Origin of the sequence: Jatrophihabitans sp., from assembly GCF_036000465.1 — a bacterium.
Classification (GTDB): Bacteria; Actinomycetota; Actinomycetes; order Mycobacteriales; family Jatrophihabitantaceae; genus Jatrophihabitans.
In genome coordinates this window covers 44,095-67,397 of record NZ_DASYFV010000008.1, presented here as the reverse complement: position 1 = coordinate 67,397, position 23,303 = coordinate 44,095, and the positions used below count along the sequence as shown (strand labels likewise).

General features: G+C 72.1%; 26 protein-coding genes and 1 tRNA gene. 17 read left to right on the top strand and 10 right to left on the bottom strand.

Annotated elements, in window-relative coordinates:
- The 4 genes from VGN18_RS02930 to VGN18_RS02915 are packed head-to-tail and all read right to left on the bottom strand — an operon-like array spanning position 1 to position 3,076.
- The gene (locus VGN18_RS02930; protein WP_327538137.1) at positions 1-1,083 is read right to left on the bottom strand and encodes an ABC transporter ATP-binding protein; all 1,083 of its coding nucleotides are present in this window, start codon (positions 1,081-1,083) and stop codon (positions 1-3) included.
- Complete coding sequence (modB, locus tag VGN18_RS02925) at positions 1,080-1,898, bottom strand: molybdate ABC transporter permease subunit (RefSeq protein WP_327538136.1); 819 nt, start codon at positions 1,896-1,898, stop codon at positions 1,080-1,082. Before modB ends, VGN18_RS02930 begins: the two co-directional genes overlap by 4 nt.
- Positions 1,895-2,671, bottom strand: coding sequence for a molybdate ABC transporter substrate-binding protein (gene modA / locus VGN18_RS02920; protein ID WP_327538135.1), 777 nt, complete (start codon positions 2,669-2,671; stop codon positions 1,895-1,897). The genes modB and modA overlap by 4 nt, the downstream gene beginning before the upstream one ends.
- A complete protein-coding gene (locus VGN18_RS02915; protein WP_327538134.1) occupies positions 2,672-3,076 on the bottom strand; it encodes a TOBE domain-containing protein in 405 nt (134 codons plus the stop codon).
- 108 nt (positions 3,077-3,184) lie between these two features.
- Between VGN18_RS02915 and VGN18_RS02910 the strand changes: the two genes are divergently transcribed.
- The 7 genes from VGN18_RS02910 (at position 3,185) to VGN18_RS02880 (ending at position 9,775) form a co-directional block, all read left to right on the top strand.
- A complete protein-coding gene (locus VGN18_RS02910; RefSeq protein ID WP_327538133.1) occupies positions 3,185-3,664 on the top strand; it encodes a cupin domain-containing protein in 480 nt (159 codons plus the stop codon).
- Positions 3,665-3,740: 76 nt separating this feature from the next.
- Positions 3,741-4,877 (top strand): 3-carboxy-cis,cis-muconate cycloisomerase, encoded by a 1,137-nt coding sequence (gene pcaB / locus VGN18_RS02905; RefSeq protein WP_327538132.1) that lies wholly within the window; start codon positions 3,741-3,743, stop codon positions 4,875-4,877.
- A complete protein-coding gene (gene pcaD, locus VGN18_RS02900) occupies positions 4,877-6,022 on the top strand; it encodes a 3-oxoadipate enol-lactonase (RefSeq protein WP_327538131.1) in 1,146 nt (381 codons plus the stop codon). Before pcaB ends, pcaD begins: the two co-directional genes overlap by 1 nt.
- Entirely contained in the window at positions 6,019-7,137 is a 1,119-nt protein-coding gene (locus VGN18_RS02895) for a 5-methyltetrahydropteroyltriglutamate--homocysteine S-methyltransferase (RefSeq protein WP_327538130.1), read from the top strand. Before pcaD ends, VGN18_RS02895 begins: the two co-directional genes overlap by 4 nt.
- Before the next feature lie 103 nt (positions 7,138-7,240).
- Complete coding sequence (locus VGN18_RS02890) at positions 7,241-8,098, top strand: hypothetical protein (RefSeq protein ID WP_327538129.1); 858 nt, start codon at positions 7,241-7,243, stop codon at positions 8,096-8,098.
- A 67-nt stretch (positions 8,099-8,165) separates the two neighbouring features.
- A tRNA-Met gene (locus VGN18_RS02885) sits at positions 8,166-8,239 on the top strand.
- A gap of 318 nt (positions 8,240-8,557) precedes the next feature.
- Positions 8,558-9,775, top strand: coding sequence for a PP2C family protein-serine/threonine phosphatase (locus tag VGN18_RS02880; protein WP_327538128.1), 1,218 nt, complete (start codon positions 8,558-8,560; stop codon positions 9,773-9,775).
- 44 nt (positions 9,776-9,819) lie between these two features.
- Here the strand turns inward: VGN18_RS02880 and VGN18_RS02875 are convergent, their stop codons facing one another.
- Positions 9,820-10,455, bottom strand: coding sequence for a DUF1345 domain-containing protein (locus VGN18_RS02875; RefSeq protein WP_327538127.1), 636 nt, complete (start codon positions 10,453-10,455; stop codon positions 9,820-9,822).
- Between the two features lie 164 nt (positions 10,456-10,619).
- On the bottom strand, positions 10,620-10,871 hold the full coding sequence (locus VGN18_RS02870) for a hypothetical protein (RefSeq protein WP_327538126.1): 252 nt from the start codon (positions 10,869-10,871) through the stop codon (positions 10,620-10,622).
- A 277-nt stretch (positions 10,872-11,148) separates the two neighbouring features.
- On the opposite strand from VGN18_RS02870, the gene VGN18_RS02865 reads away from it, so the two are divergent.
- Together VGN18_RS02865 and VGN18_RS02860 are read left to right on the top strand one after the other, a co-directional pair.
- A complete protein-coding gene (locus VGN18_RS02865; protein ID WP_327538125.1) occupies positions 11,149-11,502 on the top strand; it encodes an STAS domain-containing protein in 354 nt (117 codons plus the stop codon).
- A gap of 136 nt (positions 11,503-11,638) precedes the next feature.
- Positions 11,639-11,965, top strand: a complete 327-nt coding sequence (locus tag VGN18_RS02860) for an STAS domain-containing protein (RefSeq protein WP_327538124.1) — start codon at positions 11,639-11,641, stop codon at positions 11,963-11,965.
- A gap of 11 nt (positions 11,966-11,976) precedes the next feature.
- Here the strand turns inward: VGN18_RS02860 and VGN18_RS02855 are convergent, their stop codons facing one another.
- The 3 genes from VGN18_RS02855 to pruA all read right to left on the bottom strand — a co-directional run bounded on the left by VGN18_RS02855 (position 11,977) and on the right by pruA (position 14,435).
- On the bottom strand, positions 11,977-12,495 hold the full coding sequence (locus VGN18_RS02855) for a hypothetical protein (RefSeq protein WP_327538123.1): 519 nt from the start codon (positions 12,493-12,495) through the stop codon (positions 11,977-11,979).
- A gap of 82 nt (positions 12,496-12,577) precedes the next feature.
- Entirely contained in the window at positions 12,578-12,742 is a 165-nt protein-coding gene (locus tag VGN18_RS02850) for a hypothetical protein (RefSeq protein ID WP_327538122.1), read from the bottom strand.
- 64 nt (positions 12,743-12,806) lie between these two features.
- Positions 12,807-14,435 carry an L-glutamate gamma-semialdehyde dehydrogenase gene (gene pruA, locus VGN18_RS02845; RefSeq protein WP_327538121.1) on the bottom strand — a complete coding sequence of 543 codons (1,629 nt, stop codon included), beginning with the start codon at positions 14,433-14,435 and terminating at the stop codon, positions 12,807-12,809.
- 151 nt (positions 14,436-14,586) lie between these two features.
- Between pruA and VGN18_RS02840 the strand changes: the two genes are divergently transcribed.
- From VGN18_RS02840 to VGN18_RS02805, 8 genes are all read left to right on the top strand, one after another.
- On the top strand, positions 14,587-15,597 hold the full coding sequence (locus VGN18_RS02840) for a helix-turn-helix domain-containing protein (protein ID WP_327538120.1): 1,011 nt from the start codon (positions 14,587-14,589) through the stop codon (positions 15,595-15,597).
- 139 nt (positions 15,598-15,736) lie between these two features.
- Positions 15,737-16,888 (top strand): FAD-dependent oxidoreductase, encoded by a 1,152-nt coding sequence (locus VGN18_RS02835; protein WP_327538119.1) that lies wholly within the window; start codon positions 15,737-15,739, stop codon positions 16,886-16,888.
- Positions 16,888-18,036, top strand: coding sequence for an acyl-CoA dehydrogenase family protein (locus VGN18_RS02830; RefSeq protein ID WP_327538118.1), 1,149 nt, complete (start codon positions 16,888-16,890; stop codon positions 18,034-18,036). The genes VGN18_RS02835 and VGN18_RS02830 overlap by 1 nt, the downstream gene beginning before the upstream one ends.
- Complete coding sequence (locus VGN18_RS02825; protein ID WP_327538117.1) at positions 18,033-19,430, top strand: class I adenylate-forming enzyme family protein; 1,398 nt, start codon at positions 18,033-18,035, stop codon at positions 19,428-19,430. The genes VGN18_RS02830 and VGN18_RS02825 overlap by 4 nt, the downstream gene beginning before the upstream one ends.
- A 61-nt stretch (positions 19,431-19,491) precedes the next feature.
- On the top strand, positions 19,492-20,328 hold the full coding sequence (locus VGN18_RS02820; RefSeq protein WP_327538116.1) for a DUF6282 family protein: 837 nt from the start codon (positions 19,492-19,494) through the stop codon (positions 20,326-20,328).
- Complete coding sequence (locus tag VGN18_RS02815) at positions 20,325-21,374, top strand: isocitrate/isopropylmalate family dehydrogenase (RefSeq protein WP_327538115.1); 1,050 nt, start codon at positions 20,325-20,327, stop codon at positions 21,372-21,374. The genes VGN18_RS02820 and VGN18_RS02815 overlap by 4 nt, the downstream gene beginning before the upstream one ends.
- Positions 21,371-21,817, top strand: coding sequence for a VOC family protein (locus tag VGN18_RS02810; protein WP_327538114.1), 447 nt, complete (start codon positions 21,371-21,373; stop codon positions 21,815-21,817). Before VGN18_RS02815 ends, VGN18_RS02810 begins: the two co-directional genes overlap by 4 nt.
- Positions 21,818-22,078: a pyridoxamine 5'-phosphate oxidase family protein gene (locus VGN18_RS02805; protein ID WP_327538113.1), complete on the top strand. Its 261-nt coding sequence runs from the start codon at positions 21,818-21,820 to the stop codon at positions 22,076-22,078.
- 7 nt (positions 22,079-22,085) lie between these two features.
- On the opposite strand, the gene eboE is transcribed toward VGN18_RS02805, so the two are convergent.
- The gene (gene eboE, locus VGN18_RS02800) at positions 22,086-23,297 is read right to left on the bottom strand and encodes a metabolite traffic protein EboE (RefSeq protein WP_327538112.1); all 1,212 of its coding nucleotides are present in this window, start codon (positions 23,295-23,297) and stop codon (positions 22,086-22,088) included.
- Positions 23,298-23,303: the final 6 nt, after the last annotated feature.

Below are 23,303 nucleotides of genomic sequence, written 5' to 3'. Positions count from 1 at the left end.
TCAGCGTGCCACGCCCGGTCGCGCGGTCGTGTCGGGGTAGGCGGCGACGTCGGTCGCCTTGGCGGTCAGCCAGATCGTCGCGCCGGGTGCGAGCCCGAGTTCCGCGACGGCCGACGCGGTGACGTCGACCAGCACGCTCTGGTCGGCCTCGACGGTCAGCCGGATGCGGTCGCCGAGCGGTGCGAGCACTCGCAGCACGCCACGCCAGACGATGCGCGCGCTGATCGAGTGCGGCTCCTCGCCGTGGACGGTGAACGCGGACGGGCGGACCGCCACGAGCACCCGTCCGTCCGGGACGTCGCTGACCGCCAGCCGGCCGCCGCCGTCGAGATCGACCACGCCGGCGAGTGCCGTGCCGCGGTAGAGGTTCATCCCGACGAGCTGAGCCACGTAGCGCGTGGCCGGGCGGCTGCTGATCTCGGCGGGCGTGCCGTGCTGTACCACCTCGCCGTGTTCGAGCACCACGATGCGCGTCGCGAGCAGGAGCGCCTCGACGGGGTCGTGCGTGATGAGCAGCGTCGGCCCGCCGTAGGCACGCAGGTGCTCGCGCAGTTCGCCCTGCACCTCGGCGCGGGTCTGCACGTCGAGCGCGGCCAGCGGCTCGTCCAGCAGCAGCGCCGCCGGGTCGCAGGCCAGCGCGCGGGCCAGCGCGACCCGCTGGGCCTGCCCGCCCGACAGCTCGCGCGGGCGGCGACCGGCGAACTCCCCCACGCCCAGCCGGTCCAGCCAGGTGCGCGCCCCGGCCCGAGCGGCCGCTCGCGGTACCCCGCGCGAGCGCGGCCCGAACGCCACGTTGTCGAGCACGCGCAGGTGCGGGAACAGGCGGTGGTCCTGGAACACCACTCCGAGGGCGCGCTGCTGCGGCTCGACGAACACGTCGTCGGCGCGGTCGTCGAGCACGCGGTCGCCCAGGCGCACCGTGCCGGAATCGAGGGCAAGCAGTCCGGCCACGATGCGCAGCAGCGTCGACTTGCCGGCGCCGTTCGGGCCCAGCACGGCCAGCACCTCACGGGGCGCGGCCGTGATCGCCGCGTCGAGCTCGAACTCGCCCCGGCGCACCCGCCCGTCGACGACGAGACTCACGAAGAGGCCATCGGTCGCAGCCACTTGTCCCGCAAGGCGCCGAGCACGATGAGCGCCACTGCGATGAGCGGCAGGCTCAGCGCCGGCGCGGCGGCCGGATCGGTCTGGAACACGGTGAGCACCAGCGTCGGCAGCGTGCGGGTGACGGCCGGCTCGTTGCCGCCGATGAGCAGGGTGGCGCCGAACTCGCCCAGGGCTCGGGCCCAGCACAGCACCGACCCGGCCGCGATCGCCGGGAGCACGAGCGGCAACGTGACCCGCGAGAAGATGCGCCACCGCGAGGCCCCGAGCGTCGCCGCCGCCTCCTCCACGCCGCGATCGGCGATGCGGAACGCGCCCTCGACCGTGATCACCAGGAAGGGCATGGCGACGAACGTCTGTGCGACCACGATGGAGGGGTAGGTGAACGGCAGGTCATGCCCGGTCACCGCGCGGATGGCGTCGCCGAGCACGCCCCGACGACCGAACGAGCTGAACAGCGCGACACCGCCGATCACCGGCGGCAGCACCAGCGGGATCGTCACGATCGCGCGCACGAAGGCCATGCCGCGCGCCCGCACCCGCGCCAGCACCCAGGCCAGCGGCACCCCGAACACCAGCGACGCCACCAGCGCCTCGAGCGACGACTCGATCGACAGTCGCAGCGCGGTCCACACCTGCTGATCGCGGTAGATGCGGCCGAGGTCGGGCCACGGGGTCCGCAGCAGCAGCGCGACCGTCGGCAGCGCCAGGAACAGCACCCCGAGCAGCGCGGGCGGGACGACGAGCAGAGGGGTCCCCAGGCCCGGGGAGGTGCGGGCCCGGGCGCGGCTCACGGCGCGCTGAAGCCGTCGGCCGTGAGAACATTCCGGCCGGCGACGGACAGCACGTAGTCGACGAACGCCTTCGCGAGCGCGGCGTTCTTGCTGCCGCTCAGCGCCGCGATGGGGTACTTGGTGCTGGCGTTGACGGCGGCCGGGATGGGGACGCCCTTGACCTTGGCCCCGGCCGAGCGCACGTCGGTCACGTACACCAGTCCGGCGTCCACCTCACCCGATTCGACGGCCGCGAGCGTCGACTTCACGTCGGCCAGGCTGGCCACCGGTGTGACCGTGATCTTCGCTCTGGTGAACACCTTCTGGGCGACGACGCCGCACGGCACCGCCGCCGCGCAGACGGCGACCTTCACGTCCGGCTTCGCGAGGTCGGCCACGGACGCGATCCTGCCCGGGTTGTCGGGCGGGGTTGCGATCTCGAGGGTGTTCGACACGAAGTCCTGCGCGCTCGACGCACTCGACACGGTCTTCATGTTCTTCTCCGAGGCCGACGCGAAGACGTCGGCCGGCGCCCCGTCGTTGATCTGCGTGGCGAGGTCCGAACTCGCGCCGAAGGTGACGCTCACGCGGACGCCGGGGTGAGCCTTGAGGAAGTCGTTCTTGAGCGTGGTGAACGCGTCGGTCAGCGATGCCGCCGCGAGCACGGTGATCGAGCCGTAGAGCGCGCCCGACGAAGGCGGGCCCGACGAGTTCACGCCCGGAGATGACGCGCTCGACGAGCAGCCGGCGACGAGCAGGGCGACGACGGCGGACAGCGCGACGGGACGCTTCATCTAGCGGGCCTCCGAGACCTCGACGACGACGTTGGTGGACTTCACCGACGCGACCGCGGTGACGCCCGGCTCGAGCCCGAGCTCGTCGGCGGCTTCACGGCTCATCAGCGACACCACCCGATAGGGGCCGCACTGCATCTCGACCTGGGCCATCACGGTGTCGCGCACGACCCGGGTCACGAGTCCGACGAAACGGTTCCGGGCCGACTCGCGGGTCATCGGGCCGGCTTCGGGAACCGGTCCGGCGTTCTCGATCGCGAAGCGGGCGAGCTCGGCGCCGTCGATGACGCGGCGCCCGGTGGCGTCCGTGGTCGACTCGACCCGTCCGCTGTCGGCCCAGCGGCGCAGGGAGTCGTCGCTGACCCCGAGCAGCTCGGCGGCCTCACGCATGCGATAGGCGGGCATGCGGTGAATACTAACCACATCAGCCGCGCCTGCGGGCGCTGGAATCCGGTTCCTCCGCAGATGCCAAGTGTCGATGCAATCCGCGCTCGGACGGGCAGGATGATCCCCATGAGCTATCCCCCCGCGCGGCACACCGGCTCGGCCGGCGAGGTCAGCGCCGTCTACCGGCCGGCCGACGTCGCCCCCGAACTGCGCTACGCGTCGGGTGGCTCCTGCCACTACCTCGCCACCGGCGCCTCGACCAACGGCCAGTTCGGCCTGTACCGCTGGGAGATGGGGCCGGAGCCGTCCGGACCCGATCCGCACTTCCACCGCTCGATCTCGGAGTCGTTCTACATACTCACCGGTACGGTGCGGATCTACGACGGCACCCGCTGGATCGACTGCTCGGTGGGCGACTGGGTGCACGTGCCCGAGGGCGGCCTGCACGGCTTCCGCAACGAGTCGGGCGAGCCGGCGTCGATGCTCCTGCACTTCTCGCCCGGCGCACCTCGCGAGGCGTACTTCGAGGGGCTGCCCGACCTGGCACGGAAGACGCCCGAGGAGCGGGACGCGTTCTTCGTCGAGCACGACACGTATTGGCTATGAGCGCCGCCTGCGGAGCGAGTCATGGGCGGCGTAGAAGTCCTTCGGCGGCCGCACCGAGCGCAGCGAGGGTCGGCCGATGAGCGTTCTCTTCGATCCCGTCTTCGGGATGACGGCGGTCGACGCCGCGGTCGACGACCGGGCCTGGCTGGCCGCGCTGTGCGAGGTCGAGACGGCCCTGGCCCGCGCCTGCGCCCGCGCCGGGCTCGTCGACCTCGGCACCGCGCTCGAGATCGGCGCCGCGGCCGACGCGTTGGCCCGCCGCGATCCGGCCGAGCTCGGTCGCGCCGCCCAGGCCGACGGCAACCCGGTGATACCGCTGGTGCGCGAACTCCGGGCCGCGGTCGGCGAGCGGGCCGGCGAGGAGGCTGCCGACGCGGTGCACCTCGGCGCCACCAGCCAGGACATCCTCGACACCGCCGCGATGCTGATCACCTCGCGGGCGCTCGGTGTCATCGGCGCCGACCTCGGCGACGCGGCCGACCACGCCGCCGCCCTGGCCCGGGCGCACCGCGACACCGCGATGACCGGCCGCACCCTCCTGCAGCACGCGGTGCCCACGACCTTCGGCGCGCTCGCGGCCGGGTGGGGCGCCGGGCTCGACCACGCCCGGGCCCGGCTCGACGCCGTCCGCAGCGAGTTGCCGATCCAGTACGGCGGTGCCGCCGGCACGCTGGCCGCGGTCCACCCACACGGCTTCGACATCGTCGCGGCCCTGGCCGACGAGCTCGACCTGCGCGAGCCGGCCGGCGTGTGGCACGCCGAGCGCTCGGTCGTCGCCGAGCTGGCCGGCGCGCTCGGCACGGCCTCGGTCGCCCTCGGCAAGCCGGCCACCGACATCGTGCTGCTCGCCCAGACCGAGCTCGGCGAGCTGCGCGAGAGCAGCCCGGGCGGGTCGTCGGCCATGGCGCACAAGCGCAACCCGATCGCCGCGATCACCGCCCGCGCCGCCGCGGCGCAGGCCCCCGGCCTCGTCGCCACCCTGCTCGCGAGCGGCGCCCAGGAACTGCAGCGCGGGGCCGGCGGCTGGCACGCCGAGTGGCAGCCCCTGACCGCGTTGCTGCGCTGCGTCGGTGGCGCGGCGTCACGCCTGCGCGCGTCGCTGGCCGGGCTCGAGGTCGACCCGGCGGCGATGGCGCGCAACCTCGGCGCCGACGAACCCGAGGTCGGGCACGCCGGCGACCTCGTCGACCGCTATCTGGACAGGAGACGCTGATGCCCGCACTGTCGTGGCGATCCGACGGGTCGGCCGACGCTCCGCCGCTCGTGCTGTTGAACTCGGTCGGCTCGTCGACCGCCATGTGGACGCCGTGCATCGCCCCCTTGAGCGAGCGGTTCCGGGTCATCCGCATCGACACCCGCGGCCACGGCGATTCGCCACCGTCACCACCCGGGAGCCCCTGCGCCATCGACGATCTGGCCGGGGACGTGCTCGCCACGCTGGACGGGATCGGTCTGGACCGGGTGGCCCTGGCCGGCCTGTCGCTCGGCGGCATGATCGGCATGTGGCTCGCCGTCCACGCCCCCGAGCGGATCTCGCGGCTGGCCGTGCTCTGCACCTCGGCCCACCTCGAGCCGCTGCAGCTGTGGGCCGACCGGTCCGCCGCGGTGCGGGAGAAGGGCACCGAGGCGATCGCCGACGCAGTCATCGCCCGCTGGGTCACCCCGGGGTTCGCCGAGCGCGATCCGGTCGCGTTCCGCGCGATCCGCGCCATGTTCACCGCGGTCGACGCCGAGAGCTACGCGCAGTGCTGCGACGCGATCGGCGGCATGGACCAGCGCAGCGACCTCGCCCGCGTTGCCGCGCCCACGCTGGTCATCTCGGCCGAGCACGATCCGGCCACGCCGCTGCCGCACCTGAAGCTGATCGCCGACCGCATCCCGGGCGCGCGGCTCGAGATCGTCGACGGCGCGTCGCACATCGCCACCTACGAGCAGCCGGCGCGGGTCGCCGCGCTGCTGATCGACCACTTCCGTGGCGGCGGGACGACCGCGGCCGGGTACGCCGTCCGCCGCGAGGTGCTGGGCGACGAGTACGTCGACGCCGCGCTGTCGGCGACCACCCCGTTGACGGCGGGCTTCCAGGACTTCCTCACGCGTTATGCGTGGGGCGAGGTCTGGACGCGGCCGGACCTGTCGCGGCGCGAGCGCTCGATCGCCACCCTCGCCGCCCTCGTCACCCTCGGGGCGGAGCACGAGCTGACCGCCCACGTCCGTGGCGCCGTCCGCAACGGGCTCACGCCGGCCGAGGTCGTCGAGGTCATCCAGCACCTGGCGATCTACGCCGGCATGCCGCGGGCCAACCGCGCCGTCGCGATCGCGCGCGACGCACTCGACCGAGGAGAGGACCGATCGTCATGACCCCACGCACCGCTCCCCCGTTCCGGGCCGACCACGTCGGCAGCCTGCTGCGACCGCAGACCCTGCTCGACGCCCGTGCCGCGCACAAGGACGGCGCGCTCGACGATGCCGGGCTGCGCGCGGCGGAGGACGACGCGATCCGCGACGTCGTGCGCATGCAGGAGGACATCGGCCTGCAGACCGCGACCGACGGCGAGTTCCGCCGCACGTCCTGGCACATGGACTTCATCTACTCGCTGCGCGGCGTCTCCCGCACCGACGAGATGCTCAAGGTGCGCATGCACAACGCGGCCGGCGATCTGGAGTTCACGTCGGCCGCGCTCAAGGTCGACGGCAATCTCGGCATCGACGGCCCGATCTTCGGCGACGCCTTCACCTTCCTGAAGGGCTGCGTCACGACCGGCACGCCGAAGCTCACCATCCCGTCGCCGAGCATGGTGCACTACCGCGGCGGCGCGGCCGCGCTCGATCCGGACGTCTACCCCGACGAGGACGAGTTCTGGACCGATCTCTCGGCGGCCTACGCCGAAGAGGTCCGCGAGATCAGTGCTCTCGGCTGCACCTACCTGCAGCTGGACGACACCAGCCTCGCCTACCTCAACGACCCGACCCAGCGGGCCCAGCTGAGCGAGCAGGGCCGCGATGCCGAGCACCAGCACGAGCGCTACATCCGCCAGATCAACGCCGCGCTCGACGGGCGTCCGGACGACCTGACCGTGACCACTCACATGTGCCGCGGCAACTTCCGCTCGGCTTGGGCGGCCGAGGGCGGCTACGACTTCGTCGCCGAGGCGCTGTTCGGTCAGCTCGCCGTCGACGGCTTCTTCCTCGAGTTCGACGACGCCCGCTCCGGGACGTTCGAGCCGCTGCGCTTCGTCCCGCCGGGCAAGTTCGTGGTGCTCGGTCTCGTCACGACCAAGTCGCCGAAGCTCGAGTCGAAGGACGATCTCAAGCGGCGCATCGACGAGGCCGCCAAGTACGTGCCGCTCGAGCAGCTCTGCCTGTCGCCGCAGTGCGGATTCTCCTCGACCGTCGAGGGCAACGACCTGACCCGTGACGAGCAGATCGCCAAGCTGGCGCTGATCGTCGAGGTGGCCGGCGAGGTCTGGGGCTGACCCGCGAGATGCACAGGCCGCCGACAGGGGGTTGAGACGAGTTCGAGAGGAGCGGCGCGGATCGTCGTGCGCACAGGACCGAGGGTGACGGGACGGTGTGACGATGCGGCCCCCCTTCCGCGCTCCGGCGTCACTCGTCACCGTCGCCCTCGTCCTGCTCGCCGTGGCCGCGCCGTCGGCCGCCGCCCTGGCTCCGGGCCGGGTCGTGACGAGCGAGGACCTCACGCTCGTCGCCTCGACCGTCGTTCCCGACGTGCACGCCGACCAGGGGCTCGCGACGGTGACGCGCAACGGCGTCACCACCCTGCTGACCCGCGGCGCCGGGAGCATCCCGCGCTCGCTGCTGCGGGCCGGTTGGACCCACATCGGCGATCCGGACTCGCGCGACGGTTACGTGCTGGACGCCTACCAGGGCAGAGCCGGCTCGCACGTCACGCTGTTCGCGCTCACCGCCCCTGACGGCCACCGCACCCTGTACACGCACGGGCTCACGCCGGGCGAGACCTTCCACAACTCGTTCGCCGCGATCGCCCCCGGTTCCGCCTACTTCGTCGGCGGCGGGTGGGGCACGATGACCCGCCTGCTCGTCTTCCCCATGCCCTCCCGCGGGTCACCCCGCACGCTGCCGCTGGCCGCCGTCATCACCCTCGACCGGCGCGTGCGCAACGTGCAGGGCTGCGCCTTCGAGTCACCCACCGCGCTGCTGTGCTCGACGAACGATCCGTACACCGACCTGTTCCCCGCCGCCCGCCAGATCCTGCGCGTCGAGCTCGCCCGACCGCTCGACGGTCGCGCGCTCTCCGCCCGCGTCTCGCTCCTCGCCACCGTCCCGGTCGATCCGACCTGCACCGGGACGCCGGAGACCGAGGGCATCGACGTCCACGGATCGACCGTGCAGGTGCTCGTGAACTCCGGCTGCAACGACCTCGCGACCATCTACCGCTACACGCGTTCGGCCTGACCCGACCCCTCGGCAGGGGGTGGGTTTGGAACCACGTGACCCGGCCAGGTACTGTTGGTCTTACCGACGCGGGGTGGAGCAGCTCGGTAGCTCGCTGGGCTCATAACCCAGAGGTCGCAGGTTCAAATCCTGCCCCCGCTACAAAGGAAGTACCGCAGATCAAGGGCTCCAGCGTCACGACGCTGGAGCCCTTGATCGTTCGCCAACAGTCGGTACCCGGTCCGAACTGCCGGACCTAGCTCGGCCGGCCCTGATCGTCGGACGCTGGCTGTCGCCGTCGCTGATGTGTTGCCGAGGCCGGTCGACCCCCTCGTCGATCTGGCCGTCATGGCCGAACTTGGCGCCCGCGGCGCCTCCGGCCCGTCCAACGGTTGCCGCGCTCTCAGTCCGGCGGCGCGAGGCGCGCGGTAACGTGCTGATCGACTGAAATCGGGCGTGTCGGGATGAGGTGTCGCAGGCGTGGATCTTCGGTCGCTGCTGGCAGCGGTGGAGGAAGCCTCTCCGGTTGACGCGATCGATGCGCTCAGCGAGGCGCTGGCGCAAGAGGTCGGGGCCGGGCACGTTGCCGTGCTGATCGCGAACCTCTCCGGCGACGCGTTGGTGCGGATGTCGCATGTCACCCGCCGCGGTCAGGTGCGGGCCGGTCACAACGAGCGGGCCGAGTCGGTATCGCTGGCGGGCACGGTGCATGAGCGCGTCCTGCTCACCCAGGTCCGCGAGCTGGTGGCCGACGCCGACGCGTGGATGGCCCTGGTGCCCATCACCGAGCGCGGGGACGCCATCGGCATCCTCGAGGTGTCCTTCGACGAAGAGCCCACGGACGGTGTCCTGGACGACCTCGCCCTCGCGACCCACGCCTGGGCGTATGCGCTCATCGCCGCGCGGCGTCACACCGATCTCTTCGAGTGGTCCCAACGCGACATCCCGTTCTCGGTCTCGGCCGAGATCCAACGTCGCCTGTTGCCGTCGGCCTACACCGTCGAGGCCGGTCCGTTGACCCTGGCGGGGTGGCTCGAACCCTCACACGACGTCGGCGGAGACACCTTCGACTACAGCCTCGACCGCGAATACCTGTACCTCTCGATCACCGACGCGGTGGGTCACGACACGGTCGCCGCGATGCTGGCGACGTTGACGATCGCCTCGCTGCGCAACCGGCGACGGGCGTTGTCCTCTCCCGCCGAGCAGGCCGACGCCGCCAACGAGGTGCTCATCGAGCACGCCGAGCGGGGCCAGTTCGTCACCGGACTGGTCATGCGGGTCAGGCTCGCCGACGGCACGGTCGAGGTCGTCGACGCTGGTCATCCGTTCCCGTTCCTCGTGCGCGACGGCGTCGTGACCACCGTCGATCTCAGCACCCAACTGCCGCTGGGTCTGGCCGAGGCCGACTACCTCGTCGACACCCTGGTGCTCCGGCCCGGGGACCGGCTGCTGATGGTGACCGATGGTTACCTCGAACGCCTTGACGGGCGCCTCGACGTCGCGGACTTCCTGCGGCGCAGCCTGGATCGCCACCCCCGCCAGGTCGTCCAGGAGCTGGGTCGCACCGTACGCCAGGTCACCGGCGGCCGGCTCGACGACGACGCCACCGCCCTGTGCCTCGACTGGTACGGCCCCGCCGGCACCCGCGACGCGACCGGCGGCGCGAGCCGAACCCGCGCAACGAACGGCGACTGAGCATTGCGCGCGCGGCCGCTCGCGTGCGCCTCCTCGCGGCCCGCTCAGCCGCCGCCACCACCGCCGCTGGTGCCGAGGCCGGCGACGAGATTGATGGTGGTGGCCAGGATGACTGCACCGAAGAGGTAGGAGAGCAGGGCATGCCGCAGCGCGGTGGCCCGGATCGAGGGCGTCTCGAGGTCGGTGTCCGAGACCTGGAAGGTCATGCCGAGGGTGAAGGCGAGGTAGGCGAAGTCCAGGTAACGGGGCGGCGTCTTCTGGTTGAAGTTCACGCCGCCGTCGGTGCCGGTGTAGTAGAGGCGGGCGTAGCGCAGCGTGAACAGGGTGTGCACCGCGAACCAGGAGAGCGCGACGCTGCCGAGCCCGAAGCCGGCCAGCAGGTCCTGGGTCGCGCCCTTCGCCGACGTCGCCTGGATCAGGACGACGCCCACCGCGGCCAGGCTGGCCACGGACGCGATGAGCACAAACAGATCCGTCGCGGCGTTGCCCGGGTCCTCACGAGTGGCGTGCGCGGCCGTCTGCGTCGACGACATGGGTCCGATGGTGGCCGCCCACACCCAGATGATGAAGATCGCCGCCGACGTGTCCCAGCCCGCCACCGGAGCGTTCGGCCACGAGCCGAACGCTCCGACCAGAGCGGCGACGATCGCGCCCGCGACCACCATGACCCCGACTCGCACCCGGGAACTGGTCCACCCGGCAACGGCGGCAGCACCGCTCGATCGCTGCTCGCCTCCCGATCTGCCTCGCGCCTTCATGGGGGAAGTGAACCAGTGTGTTCGGGCCGGCGAGACCATCGCGCCCGATCTCCGCTTCGCGATTTCACAGCCGACGGATCGCGCGATCAGGCCATCGGTCGCGGAGCCTCTTCCGCGTCGGACGGTTCGAGGTAGGTCGTGTGACCCGGCTCGGAGATGATGTCGGTCCGCCGGCGCGTGCGAGAGACCTTGATGTTGTACGCGACCGCGACGGCCCCGGCGAACATCAGGATGACGCCGGCCACGCGGAGGTTGACGCCGGCCAGGTGGGATGCCGTCACGGCAAAGGTCAGGATCGCGCCGAAAACCATCAAGCCGAAGCTCGGGCCGATCTTCACGACGCGCTCCCTTCACCGACACCCGTACCCTCTCCCGATGCCGTACCCGTCGTCGGCGAGCTCGAAACGGTCCGGCGCACAGATCGGTCGCCGGTCGACCGCGCGTCAGCTCTCGCTCGGAGACACCCGGTATCCATCACGCACCCCGAAGTGCGACACTTCGTACACAGTCGTCTCGCCCCAGCCACGGGCCAGCATCGAGGTCGCACTCGGGGACGACCTGGAGACCACGCGGCACCGCTGCGTGACCAGGCGCGACAGCAGGTGGGGTCCGATCATGAGCAGCATCAACGTGAAGACGACCAGACACGGTGACCGGCTGAGGTTCGAGGTCTCAGGGGATCTCGACTACCTCAACGACGCGGCCGTCGTCACGGCGGCGCTGGAGGGTATGCACGACCCCGGCGTCACCGCGATAGACCTCGATCTGTCCCAGCTCGGCTTCTGCGATTCCACCGGACTCGGCGCGCTGATCACCATTCACTCGCACGCCGTCGACCGGGGCCTGCCGCTGGTGTTGTGCGGCCCCCGCGTCGGCCTGCTCCGGCTGCTGACGCTCACCGGCGTGGACACGCTGTTCACGATCCTGCTCGATGCGCCCGCATCGGCGGACGTGGAGCCGACCGCCTGACGCCGGCAGCCCCGGCTCCGGCGCCTGGGCTAGTGTCACTGTCACCGCGTCCCGCCCTCAACCCCAGCGGACGAGAGCGTCGAAGCAGCTCCCGGGACACGATGAACCGCTTCGTCGACGATTGCGACCAAGCCCCATGGCTCTCGAATTCAGCGTGACCCAGAGCCGTACCGGCGACACGATCGTCGTGGCCGTCGGCGGCGAGGTCGACATGCTCACCGCGCCGGTCGTCGAGAAGGCAGCGGCGGCGGCCGTCCTCGAGCCGGACGCGGTGCGGGTCGTCGTGGACATGACGTCGGTGTCCTTCCTCGACTCGACCGGTCTCGGCGCCCTGGTGCGCGTTCGTGAACTCGCCGAGAGCAACCGAACCGACCTGGTGTTGCGCGACCTGTCGCCGGAGATCCTGCGACTGTTCGAGCTCGTCGGGCTGCGAACCGTGTTCGACATCGAGCCGCGCGGCTGAAGGCACGCCGTTCACGACTCGTGGAACCGCGCCGCCACCCTGGGCCAGACGCTCGCGGCGCGTTCGGGCGAGGCGGGCGCGGCCCGGTCGAGAACGCGGTGTTCGACGCGGTCGAGGAACGAACGCACCGTCGCGGCGGCGAACCGCCGGCCGATCACGCGATCGATGACGACCCCGACGTTGCCCATCGGGGGCAGGTAACTGCCGATCATGCGGACGCGGGTCGACCCCGCATCGACGGCCTCCACGCTGATCGTGGCCTCCAGACTCGGGTAGAGGTCGTGCATCGGGCCGGTCGCCGACCAGCTCAGCGCGATCTCCGCCCCTGCCGCCGTCACCGCCGTCGGCAGGGCCCGGATCACGACCTGCTTGGTGGCGACGGAGACGCCGGCGCGGAGGAGGAGCGCATCCTGATCCTGGGCCGTGTCACTCGCACGGCCCGCCGCGCTCTCCGACCGCAGGTACTGCTCGAGCCGGGCCAGCACCCAACCGGCCGCCTCGGGCACCACGATCTCGTCACGCACGAACACCGGTTCATGCTCGCCCGGCAGCCGACCGGGACGCCAGAGTCGTCCGACTCAGCGAACGACGGGTCGATCCGGGCCGGCCGGTCTACCAGGCGCGGTTGGGATCGTCCTCGGCGAGTCGCGAGTGACTGCCGTCGTCGTCCTCGTCGGCCTTGGCGGCCGCGTCGGGGTCAGGATCGTCGACGGGTACGTCGAGACCGTCGTCCTGCTCTCCGGTGGGCAGCGACCTGTCGGACTGGATGTCGGGCATGGCAGCTCCTCTCGTCGCCGAGAGGCTCCCCAGGATCACCCGATCTTGAACCGGGTCACCCGCGTCAAGCCTCGAGGTGCGGGTAGCGGTAGTCGGTCACCCGCAGGTGGTTGCGCTTGGTCGAGCGCGGGCTGGCGAAGCGGATGAGGTTCCAGACCGTGCCGGCCTTGTCGTTGGTGCCTGAAGCCCGGGCGCCGCCGAACGGTTGGGCGCCGACGACCGAGCCGGTCGGCTTGTCGTTGACGTAGAAGTTCCCGGCGGCGTAGCGCAGCTCGTCGTTCGCCTCGCGCACCGCCGCCTCGTCGTCGGCGAACAGGGCGCCGGTGAGCCCGTACGGGGTCGACTCGTCGACGAGCCGCAGCGTGTCGGCCCAGTCGGCGTCGTCGTAGACGTAGGTGGTCAGAACGGGGGCGAAGAGCTCCTCGGTGATGAACGGCGAGCGCGGGTCGTCGACCTCGAGCACGGTGGGGTCGACGAACCAGCCGACCGAGTCGTCGGTGGTGCCCCCGACCACGACGCGACCCTCGGCCCGGGCCCGGGCCAGCGCCTCGGTGTGCTTGGCGTGCTGCTTGGCGTTGATGACCGCACCGACGTAGGTCTCGGTCTCGGTGGGGTCGCCGACGACGATGGACTCGGTGAGCTCGACCAGCCGCTCGCGCAGCGCCGGCCACAGGCTGCGCGGCGCGTACAAGCGCGAGGCGGCCGAGCACTTCTGCCCCTGGTACTCGTAGGCACCGCGGACGCAGGCCGTGGCCAGCGAATCCACGTCGGCCGACGGGTGAGCGACGATGAAGTCCTTGCCGCCGGTCTCGCCGACCACGCGCGGGTAGTTGCGGTACTTGCCGACGTTCGCGCCGACCGTGCGCCAGATGTGCTGGAAGGTGCCGGTCGACCCGGTGAAGTGCACCGCGGCGAGGTCGCGGTGATTGAGCGCCACGTCGCCGACCTCGGCACCGTCGCCGTACACGAGGTTGATCACGCCGTCGGGCAGGCCGGCCTCGCGCAGCAACTGCAGCGACAGGTGCGCGACGAGCGACGCGCTCTCGGCCGGCTTCCACACCACCGTGTTACCGAGGACGGCCGGCCCGAACGCGAGGTTGTTCATGCAGGTGAAGTTGAACGGCGTGACCGCGAGGACGAAGCCCTCGAGCGGCCGGTACTCGGCCGAGTTCCACTCCCCCGGCCGCGACGTCGGCTGCACGGCGTACATGTCGAGCATGTTCTTGACGTTGGCCCGGATGAAGTCGAGCGTCTCGCAGGCGGCGTCGATGTCGGCCTGATACGTCGTCTTGGACAGTTCGAGCATGGTGGCGGCGTTGAGCTTCGCCCGCCACGGCCCGTGCTCCAGCATGTCGGCGGCGCGCAGGAACGGCGCGACGCGGTCCTCCCACGGCAGGCGCCCCCACCAGCGGGCGGTGGCGAGCGAGGCGTCGATCGCCTGCTGCGTCTCGGCCGCGCCGGCCCAGTGCGTGACGCCGAGCTGCACCTTGTGCGCGTGCGGCGTGACGATCGGCGCGGTGCGCCCGGTGCGCACCTCGACACCGTCGATGACGTTGGCGACCTCCCATTCGGTGCCGCGGAGGTCGGCGAGCGCCGCCGCCGTCGCGGCCCGTTCCGGCGAGCCGGGCGCGAACGACAGTGGCGTGGTGGGTCCGACCGGGAAGAGCGGGGTGCGGGCGGCGGGTGCGGTCATGGCGGCATCCTGTCCAGGTTGCGAGCGACGTGTCTGCCGCTCGACGCTAGGCCGGTGCCCTCGGCGTGGCATCAGCCGCAGCGCGGAAACTCGCGGCGTGCTTTCCTACGATTGTCGGACTCGGCACCGGGGCCGGGGCGAGGAGGCGGACGTGCCCGACATCCAGCGCGAGGTGGAGGAGCTGGCCACCACCGTCGGATGCCCGGTGCTGGTCGAGGACAGCGCGCACCGGCCGCTGTGGTGGAGCGTCCAGGGGCAGGTCGACACCGTCCGGATGCAGAACATCATGCAGCGCCAACCGCCGCCGGCCGCGGCCGCCGTCGTCACCCGGCTCGGCCTCCCCGACGCGCCCGGCCCGGTGCGCACGCCGGCCGCGCCCGAGCTCGACATGGCCGAACGCTGGTGCGTGCCGATCCGCCACGGGCGGCAGCTGCTCGGCTACCTGTGGGTCGTCGACCCCGACGGCAAGATCGGCGAGGACGATCTCGCGCCGCTCGTGGCGTGCGCCCGATCGGCCGGCGAGGTGATGGCGGCCGAACTGCCGGTGATGCGCGACCGTGAGGAGCGCCGCCGGGACGCGCTCACCCGGCTCGCCGCCGCCCACGACGAGGAGGCGGCCGCCGAACTGATCCGGTCGGAGCGGCTGCCCCCCGGCTGCCTGGTCGCCGTCAACGCCCCGCCCTCGTCGACGGGGTGGGCGTTCGACGGCGTGAGCATCCACGCCGATCCCCCTGCGGCGGCAGCGTTCACCAGCGGTCGCCCGGTGCCGCTGGCCGACCTCGCCGTCGCGATCGGGCGGGCCACCGCCGTCCGTCGCGCGGTCGCCGCCGGCGCGATGCTGACCGCGCCGACCTGGGACGCGCTCGGGGGTTGGCACCTGATCGTCGCCGCGCCGGCCGAGCTGACCCCCGGTCGGATCCATCGCGGCGTCGACGTCCTGCTGGCGCAGAAGCGGTCCGACCTGCTCGACACGGCCCGCTGCGTACTCGACAACGGCGGCGATGTCACCCGCAGCGCCGAGGCCCTGCACATCCACCGCACCACGCTCTACTACCGGCTCGAGCGGATAGAGGCGCTCACCGGCGTCAACCTGCGCCTCGCCGAGGGGCGCGACGACCTGCACCTCGCCCTGCAACTCGCCGCGTACCGCAGCGTCGACTGATCGAGTCGTTCTTCGACAGTTGTCGGAAAGGTTGGTCTCGACTTCCGCTTTCCCGCCGATGCGGGGTCACGGCTGCGACGCCTAGCGTCGAGCCATTCGCGGCCCCGACCGGCGGCGCCGCGCGGAGCGAGGGTGGCCCATGAGCGAATCAGTCGCCGACGTGGTCGTCGTCGGGGCCGGCGCGATCGGCGCCAGCAGCGCGTTCCAGCTGGCGTCGGCCGGTCACCGGGTCACTCTCGTCGAGGCCCTGGACGGCCCGGCCGAGGGCAGCACCGGACGGTCGTTCGCGTCGATCCGGGGGCAGTGGGCCGACGAGCTCAACGTCGAGCTGTCGTGGCGCAGCATCCGGGCCTACCGCGACTTCCCCGCGGTGCACGGGATCGACGTCGGCTACCGCCCGTCGGGCTACCTGCTGCTCGTCTCCGAGCCCGCCTGGGCGGCCCAGTTGGAGGCGGTCGAACTGCAGCGCGCGCACGGCGTGCCGGTCGAGGTGCTCCCGTTCGCCGCCGCCCAGGAGCGGACGCCGTTCGAGACGGCCGGCCTGGGCGGCACCACCTGGGGACCGGCCGACGGTGTCGTCGACCCGCACCTGGCCAGCAGCGCCTACGTCGAGCTGGCGCGGGCCCGCGGCGCGCAGGTGTGCTACCGCAGCCCGGTCCGCGAGATCGATCCGCACGCCGACGGCGGCTGGAGCGTCCGGGCCGGCGACCGCACGATCCGCACGCAGTACCTCGTCAACGCGGCCGGTGGCTGGTCCGGCGAGGTCGCGCGGCTGGCCGGTCTGGACGTGCCGGTCGTCCACTCCCGGCGCAACGTCTACTCGTCGGCTCCGGGTGCCCTCGACCGGGCCGTCCCCATGACCGTGGACTTCACCTCCGGCGTGTACCTCCGCAGCGACGGGTCGCGGTTGTTGTTCGGCGGGGCCCGACCCGACGAGGTCGACGGCTACAACGTCCACGTCGACTGGTCCTGGATGGAGGCGCTGCTCGAGGCCGGCACGCGGCGCTTCCCCTGGCTGGTCGACGTCCCGCTCGACCGCGCCGGCTGCTGGGCCGGCACCTACGAGAACACCCCCGACCACCACGGCATCGTCGGACCCGCGCCCGCGGCGCCGACGTGGATCAATGCGTGCGGCTTCTCCGGGCACGGCATGATGCAGGCGCCCGAGATCGGACGGCTCGTGGCCGAGCAGATCACCACCGGCGCCATCACCAGCGTCGACGCGAGCGCCCTCCGGCTCGAACGCTTCACCGAAGCCCGGGCCACCCGCCCCGTCGAGCTGGTGTTCTGATGTACCCGGCGCTGTCGGCCGACCCGGCGCTGCGCGACTGGATCGCCGCCACCCGGAAGGACCTCGCCGCCTTCGGCGAGACGCACCGCGGCGAACTCGACATCGCCAACCGGGCGAACCGCTTCCCGCGCGACCTCTACCGCGAGCTCGGGCGGCTCGGCTACCTCGGTCCGCTCGTCCCGGCCGAGTGGGGCGGGCTCGGCGGCGGGGTGAGCGAGTACGCCGTGATCTCCGAGGAGGTCGGGCGGCACGGGCTCGTGTCGGGGCAGATCGCCGCGCAGGGTCAGCGGTGGCTGCTCGACTGGGGTACCGACGAACAGAAGCAGCAGTGGCTGCGCGGCATCGCGACGGGCGAGATCGTCTTCAGCGAGTGCATCAGCGAGATGAACGCCGGCTCGTCGTTCAAGGCGATGAAGTCGACCGCGGTCCGCGACAGCGGCGACTGGGTGCTGACCGGCAGCAAGACGCACATCAACCTCGGCGCCGACTGCGACGTCACCCTGTTCTACGCGATCGCCGACGAGGGGCTGACCTGCTTCCTCGTCGACATGACGCTGCCGGGCATCCGCACGCACGTCACGCGCGCCATCGGGCTGCGCCTGATCCGCACCGCCGACGTCGAGTTCGACCGGGTCCGGGTGCCCGACACCGCGCGGCTGGGACCACCCGGCGAGGGGCTGGCCACCTTCCTGTCGACCTTCAACGTGAGCCGGCTCGGCAACGCGTCGGAACTCATCGGGCTCGGGCGCCGGTCGCTGGCGCTCGCGCTCGACTACGCCGGCACGCGCCAGGTCGGTGACAACGTCGTCACCGACTTCCAGGGCATCCAGTGGACCGTCGCCGACGCCTGGACGGCGTTGCAGGCCGCGTCGCTGGCGCGCGACGACGCAGCGGTCGCGCACGGCCGCGGCGAGGACATCGCGCTGCGCACGACGACCGCGAAGAAGCTGGCGATCGCCGCGGCGGAGCAGGCCTCGGATGCCGCCTACAGCCTGGTCGGCGGGCACGGTCTGTACTTCGACACCCCGTACACCGACATCGTGAACGACATCAAGGTGCTCAAGGTCGCCGGCGGCTCGAACGAGATCATGCGCAACTTCATCGCCCGCCGCGTCCTCAACAGCGCCGACCACGAGGGGCTGGCGTGAACCTCGCGACGGCGGTCTCCGCCGCGCGGCCCGACCTGCGGCTCGGCACCGTGGACGACCAGATCGAGCTCGCCGGGGCACTCGGGTTCGCCGCCGCCCGGGCGCGGGAACTGCTCGCCTCGGGCCTCACGCCCGGTGATCGGGTCGCGCTCGTCGCGCCGACCTCGACCGACTACGTCGTGACGTGGTTGGCGTGCGTGCTCGCCGGGCTGCCGGTCGCGCTCGTCAACCCGACCTACCCGGACGAGTTGATCGAGCGCATGCTCGAACCGCTCGCCCCGGTCCGGGTCCTGCGCCCGGACGAGATCAACCGCGCGCGCACGGCCACGGCGGCGCCGGACGGGCTGCCGGGCGGGCAGGCGGATCCTTTCGACGTCGTCTCCTACATGCACACCTCCGGGACGACCGGGCTGCCGAAGCTCTGCGCCCAGACGCACGACTACTTCGCCCGGCTCGCCGCGGCGATGGCCGGGGCGCTCGAGCTGACCCCGGCCGATCGCGTGCTCGCGCCGCTGCCGCTGTTCCACATCAACCCGATGGGCTACGGCGTCATCACCGCGCTGCTCAGCGGGGCCGACGCCCTGACGGTGTCGAAGTTCTCCGCGAGCGGGTTCTGGCCCGCGGTGGTCGCGGAGCGCATCAGCGTGCTGATCCTGCACGCGCCGCCGGTCGAGATCCTCAAGCGGGCGACCACCGACGAGCCGGCCGCGGGTCACCGGGTGCGCACGATGTTCTACGCCGACCGCGACTTCCTGGAGCGGTTCGGCGTACCGGCCGCCGTCTCGGGCTACGGCTCGACCGAGGCGGGGGGCGTGTCGCACCTGCACCGCTGGGACCCGGCCGCCGACGTGATCCCGGACGACGCCAGCCGGCACGGCGGGGCCGCGCGCGAGGACATCGAGTGGCGTCTCGACGAGGACGGGATCATCCACGTGCGCGAGCGCGTCCACGCCGCCCTGTTCGACGGCTACGTGCGCGCCGGCGGCCTCGACCCGGCACGTGACGCCGAGGGCTGGTTCGACACCGGCGACCTCGGCCGGGCCGAATCCCCCGACCACCTCGTGTTCGTCGAGCGGGCGGCCGAGTCGATCCGGGTCAAGGGCGAGTTCGTGCCGATCCCCTTCGTCGAGAACCACCTCGCCGGGGTCGACGGTCTCACCGACCACGCGTTGTGGAAGCGTCCGGGCGCGCTCGTCGACGAGGAGGTCGTCCTCTACGCCGTCACCGACGAGCTGCCGCTCGAGCACCTGAAGAAGTCGATCGCCGCGCTGCCCGCGTTCATGCGGCCGGTCGCCGTCGCCCGGGTCGGGGCGTTGCCCCGCGACGCCGCCGCCGGCAAGGTGCAGCGCCGGCTGCTCACCGAACGACCCGTGCTCGAATGGGTGGAGCTGTGAGCGACGCTTGCGGAGCGAGCCGAGGGCATCGCGCCTTCGGCGGGCCGAACGGAGTGAGGCTGTGACGAGCGCGCTGCCCGGCTGGGCCGCCGACATGACCGACCTGCACGTGCACGCCGCCCCGAGCCTGCTGCCGCGCCACGGCAACGACGCGCAGACCACCGCGGCCGAACGGGCGGTCGGCTTCGGCACCATCGTGCTGAAGGCCCACGAGGGCAGCACGGTCGAGCGGGCCGCCGCGCTCGGCGACGAGGTGTTCGGCGGCATCGTGCTCAACAGCCCGGTCGGCGGCGCGAACCCCGACGCCGTGCAGGTCGCCGCCCGCCTCGGCGGGCGCGTCGTGTGGATGCCGACCGTCTCCGCGCCGAACCACAAGCGCGGCGCCTCGTCGCCCGAGCTGTCGGTGCACCGCGGCTTCGAGCTGCGCGTGGTGGAGATCGTCGACGACACCGGTCGGCTGCTGCCGGCCTGGCACGACGTCCTCGACGTCATTGCCGAGCACGACCTGCTGCTCGCCAGCGGCCACCTCGCCGCCGCCGAGACGGTGCTGCTGTTCACCGAGGCCCGCCGCCGCGGCGTGCAGCGGCTCATGGTCAACCACCCGCTCATGGCGTTCCTGCACTGGAGCGACGAGGCCGCGCTGGCGCTGCAGGCCCTCGACGTCCATCTCGAACTCGGCATCCTGCCCGACCTGCTCGGCGATGCCGACCACGCCAGCCTCGACCTCACCCGCAGCTACCCGCCCTCGCTGCTCGTCTTCGGCGGCGACCTCGGCCACGCGCACCACCCCGGCCCGGAGACCGCGGTCGCGCCGTGGCTGCACGACCTCGAGGCCCGCGTCGGCCCCGACCGCGCCACCGCGATCATGACCACCCAGACCAGGAGCCTGCTGTCGTGAGCATCGTTGCCCTGCTGCCCGGTGACGGGATCGGCACCGAGATCCTCGACGGCCCGGTCGCCTACCTGCGCCGGCTCGCCCGCGACGGCGCGCCGGTCGAGCTCACCGGTCCGTGGGCCTACGGCACGAGCGGCTGGGCCGCCACCGGCTCGACGCTGCCCGACGACACCGTCGCCGCCTGCCGCGACGCCGACGTCGTGCTCTCCGGCGCGGTCGGCACCCACCCCGGCATCACCTCGGCCGAGTGCCCGAATCCCGAGGCCGCCCTCATCCGGCTCCGGCACCTGTTCGACCTGCGCATCAGCGTGCGCACCGTCCGCGTGCCCGGCGAGGCCGACGTCATCATCGTCCGCAACATCACCGGCGGCGCCTACGCCGGGCCCGACCAGCGGGTCGAGAGCGACGGCACCGGCGACGCCGAGGACCGCATCGTGCTCAACCCGCGGCGCGTGCAGGAGGTCTTCGACATCGGCGTCGAGCACGCCCGAGCGCACCCGGGCCGGCGGGTCATGAGCGTCGACAAGGCCAGCGTCTACGCGACGTCACGGTTGTGGCGCCGTATCTCGCACGCCACCGCCGGGGCCACCGGCCTCGCGATCGACGACGTCAATGTCGACCGCGCCGCCTACGAACTCGTCAAGTACGACCAGCTGCCGGCCGTCGTCATCACCGAAGGACTCTTCGGCGACATCCTCTCCGACATCGTGTGCGCCCGCGCCGGCTCGCCCGCGCTGTGCGGCTCGGCCACGATCAGCCCCGACCGGCGCTTCGGCCACGGCGTCACCGCGCTGTTCGAACCGGCGCACGGCTCGTCGCCGCACCGCACCGGCAGCCGTCGATCCAACCCCACCGGAGCGTGGCTCGCGCTCGTCGACCTCCTCGCCTGGTGCCCCGACCTCGCCGCGCTCGACCTGCACACCCGGGTGCGCGGCGCGATCGACCGCGTCCTCGACAAGGGCGCCCCCACCTACGACCTGGCCGGCCCCGGGACGCCCGTCCTCGACCTCGACCAGTTCAACGAGCGCATCCTCGAGGAGCTCCCGTGACCACGCCGTTCCACCGGCTCCACCACATCTGCCTCGTCGTGCACGACATCGACGCCGCCCAGACCTACTACGAGTCGATCGGTGTCGGGCCGTGGCGCGAGTACCCGCCGCTGACCGAGTACACCGACCTAGACGTGCCCAGCCCCGAGGCGTTCCGGCAGATGCGCTACCGCGTCGTCGATCTCGACAACGTCCAGCTGCAGCTCTGCCAACCCCCGGAGCTCGACTGCCCGCAGCGTCGCTTCCTCGACACCCACGGCGAGGGCGTCTTCCACCTCGGCTTCGAGCACGACGTCGACGGCGCGATCGCGCTGGCTGGAACGCTCGGCCTCGACGTGCTGATGCGGGGACAGCGCCCCGACGGCAGCGGCTTCGTCTACTTCGACACCCGCGATCGCGCGGCCGTCGTGCTCGAGACCCGCCGGTCCCCCCAGGCGTCGTGAATGACGTCGTTGCCGAACGGTCCGTACCCCGCGGTGCTCACCACCTACCGCGCGGACGACACGGCGGTCGCATCGCCCGTCTGGTTCCGCCGCACGGGGGAGAAGCTCGATGTGGTCATTGCCGACGGTGACGCCAAGCTCCGTCAGCTCGCCCGCCGGCCCGAGTGCAGCCTGCTCGTGTTCGAGGCCGTGCCGCCGTTCCGCGCCGTACGCGTCGAGGGTGCCCGGATGTGGGACCTGAGCGGCATCCTGCCGTCCTGAGGATCGGTCAGCCGGTCGCCGCGACCAGCGTCTGCCGCATCCACTCCAGCTCGCGGCAGACGTAGTCGACGATGTCGCCGGTCTTCAGGTGCGAGGGCAGCACGTCCCACGTGTAGGTCTCGATCTCCAGGTGGTCCGACAGCGGCAGCTCGGCGTGCACGGCGATCGCGTCCTCGATGCCGGAGCGCGTCGTGCGGAACTCGCCCAGGTCGTCGAGGAAGACCGGGACGTGGAAGTGGGTGCGCCACTCGCGCTCGCCCGACGGGTCCTGCTTCCAGCGCTCGATGGCGTCGGCGAGGGTGAGCAGGCGGGTCAGTTCGCCGTCGCGGGCCTCGGTGGTCTGGCTCAGGTAGATCGTGTCGGTGAACGGGGTCAGCGCGGCGATGCTGTCGGGCGTCACCTGCGGGACCCGCAGCGCCGCCGCGGCCTGGAACTTGAAGATCGGGACGCCGGCGTCACGGAGCGACCGCAGCGAGGCGCCGATGTCCTCGAACTCGACCGACTGGTGGCAGATGTCGAACACCACGCCGAGGTGGCGGCGGACGAGGCCGGTGACCTCGGCGGCGGGCAGCCCGGTCAGCTCGGCGAGGATGCGGGTGCCCTGCGGCGACCAGACGTGCTCGCGGAAGTAGGCGATCGTCTCCTCGGTGGTCTCGAGGAAGCAGTACGGCTCGGGCTCGAGCGCCAGCTTCATCCGCCGGCCGGTGCGCGCCTCGAGCGCCACGAGGTGCGCCACCACGCGGAGCAGGTTGCCGGTGAGCCCGGCGACGTCGGCGTCGGTGCGCACCTTGGGCCGGAACGCGAGCGGCGCGGTCTGGATCGACGGCGCGACGTGGTCGGGCGTGATCTCGGCCAGGATGTCGGCGACCTGGCAGGTGTAGCGCACCCGGTCCTCGGTCGACCAGTCCGGCTCGTAGACCTGCTCCATGACGACGCGGTTCTTGAACGGCCCGTAGGGGAACGCGTTGACGGTGAACACGTACATGTCGTGCTGGTCGAGCCAGGCGTGTAGCCGCTTCCGTTCGGCCGGATCGTCGGTGAGCTGCTGCGCCGAGTCGGCGGAGAGCCGCAGTGACAGCCCGTACGGCGCGTCGGGTGCGACCCGCGCCTTGACGGCGGGGGCGAAGGTCTCGAGGCTCTCGCGCATCTCCGGCCAGGTGTCGCCGGCGTGCACGAGGGTCGAGTAGGCGAGGTGGCCGATGCGGCTGCCGAGGTACACGGAGGA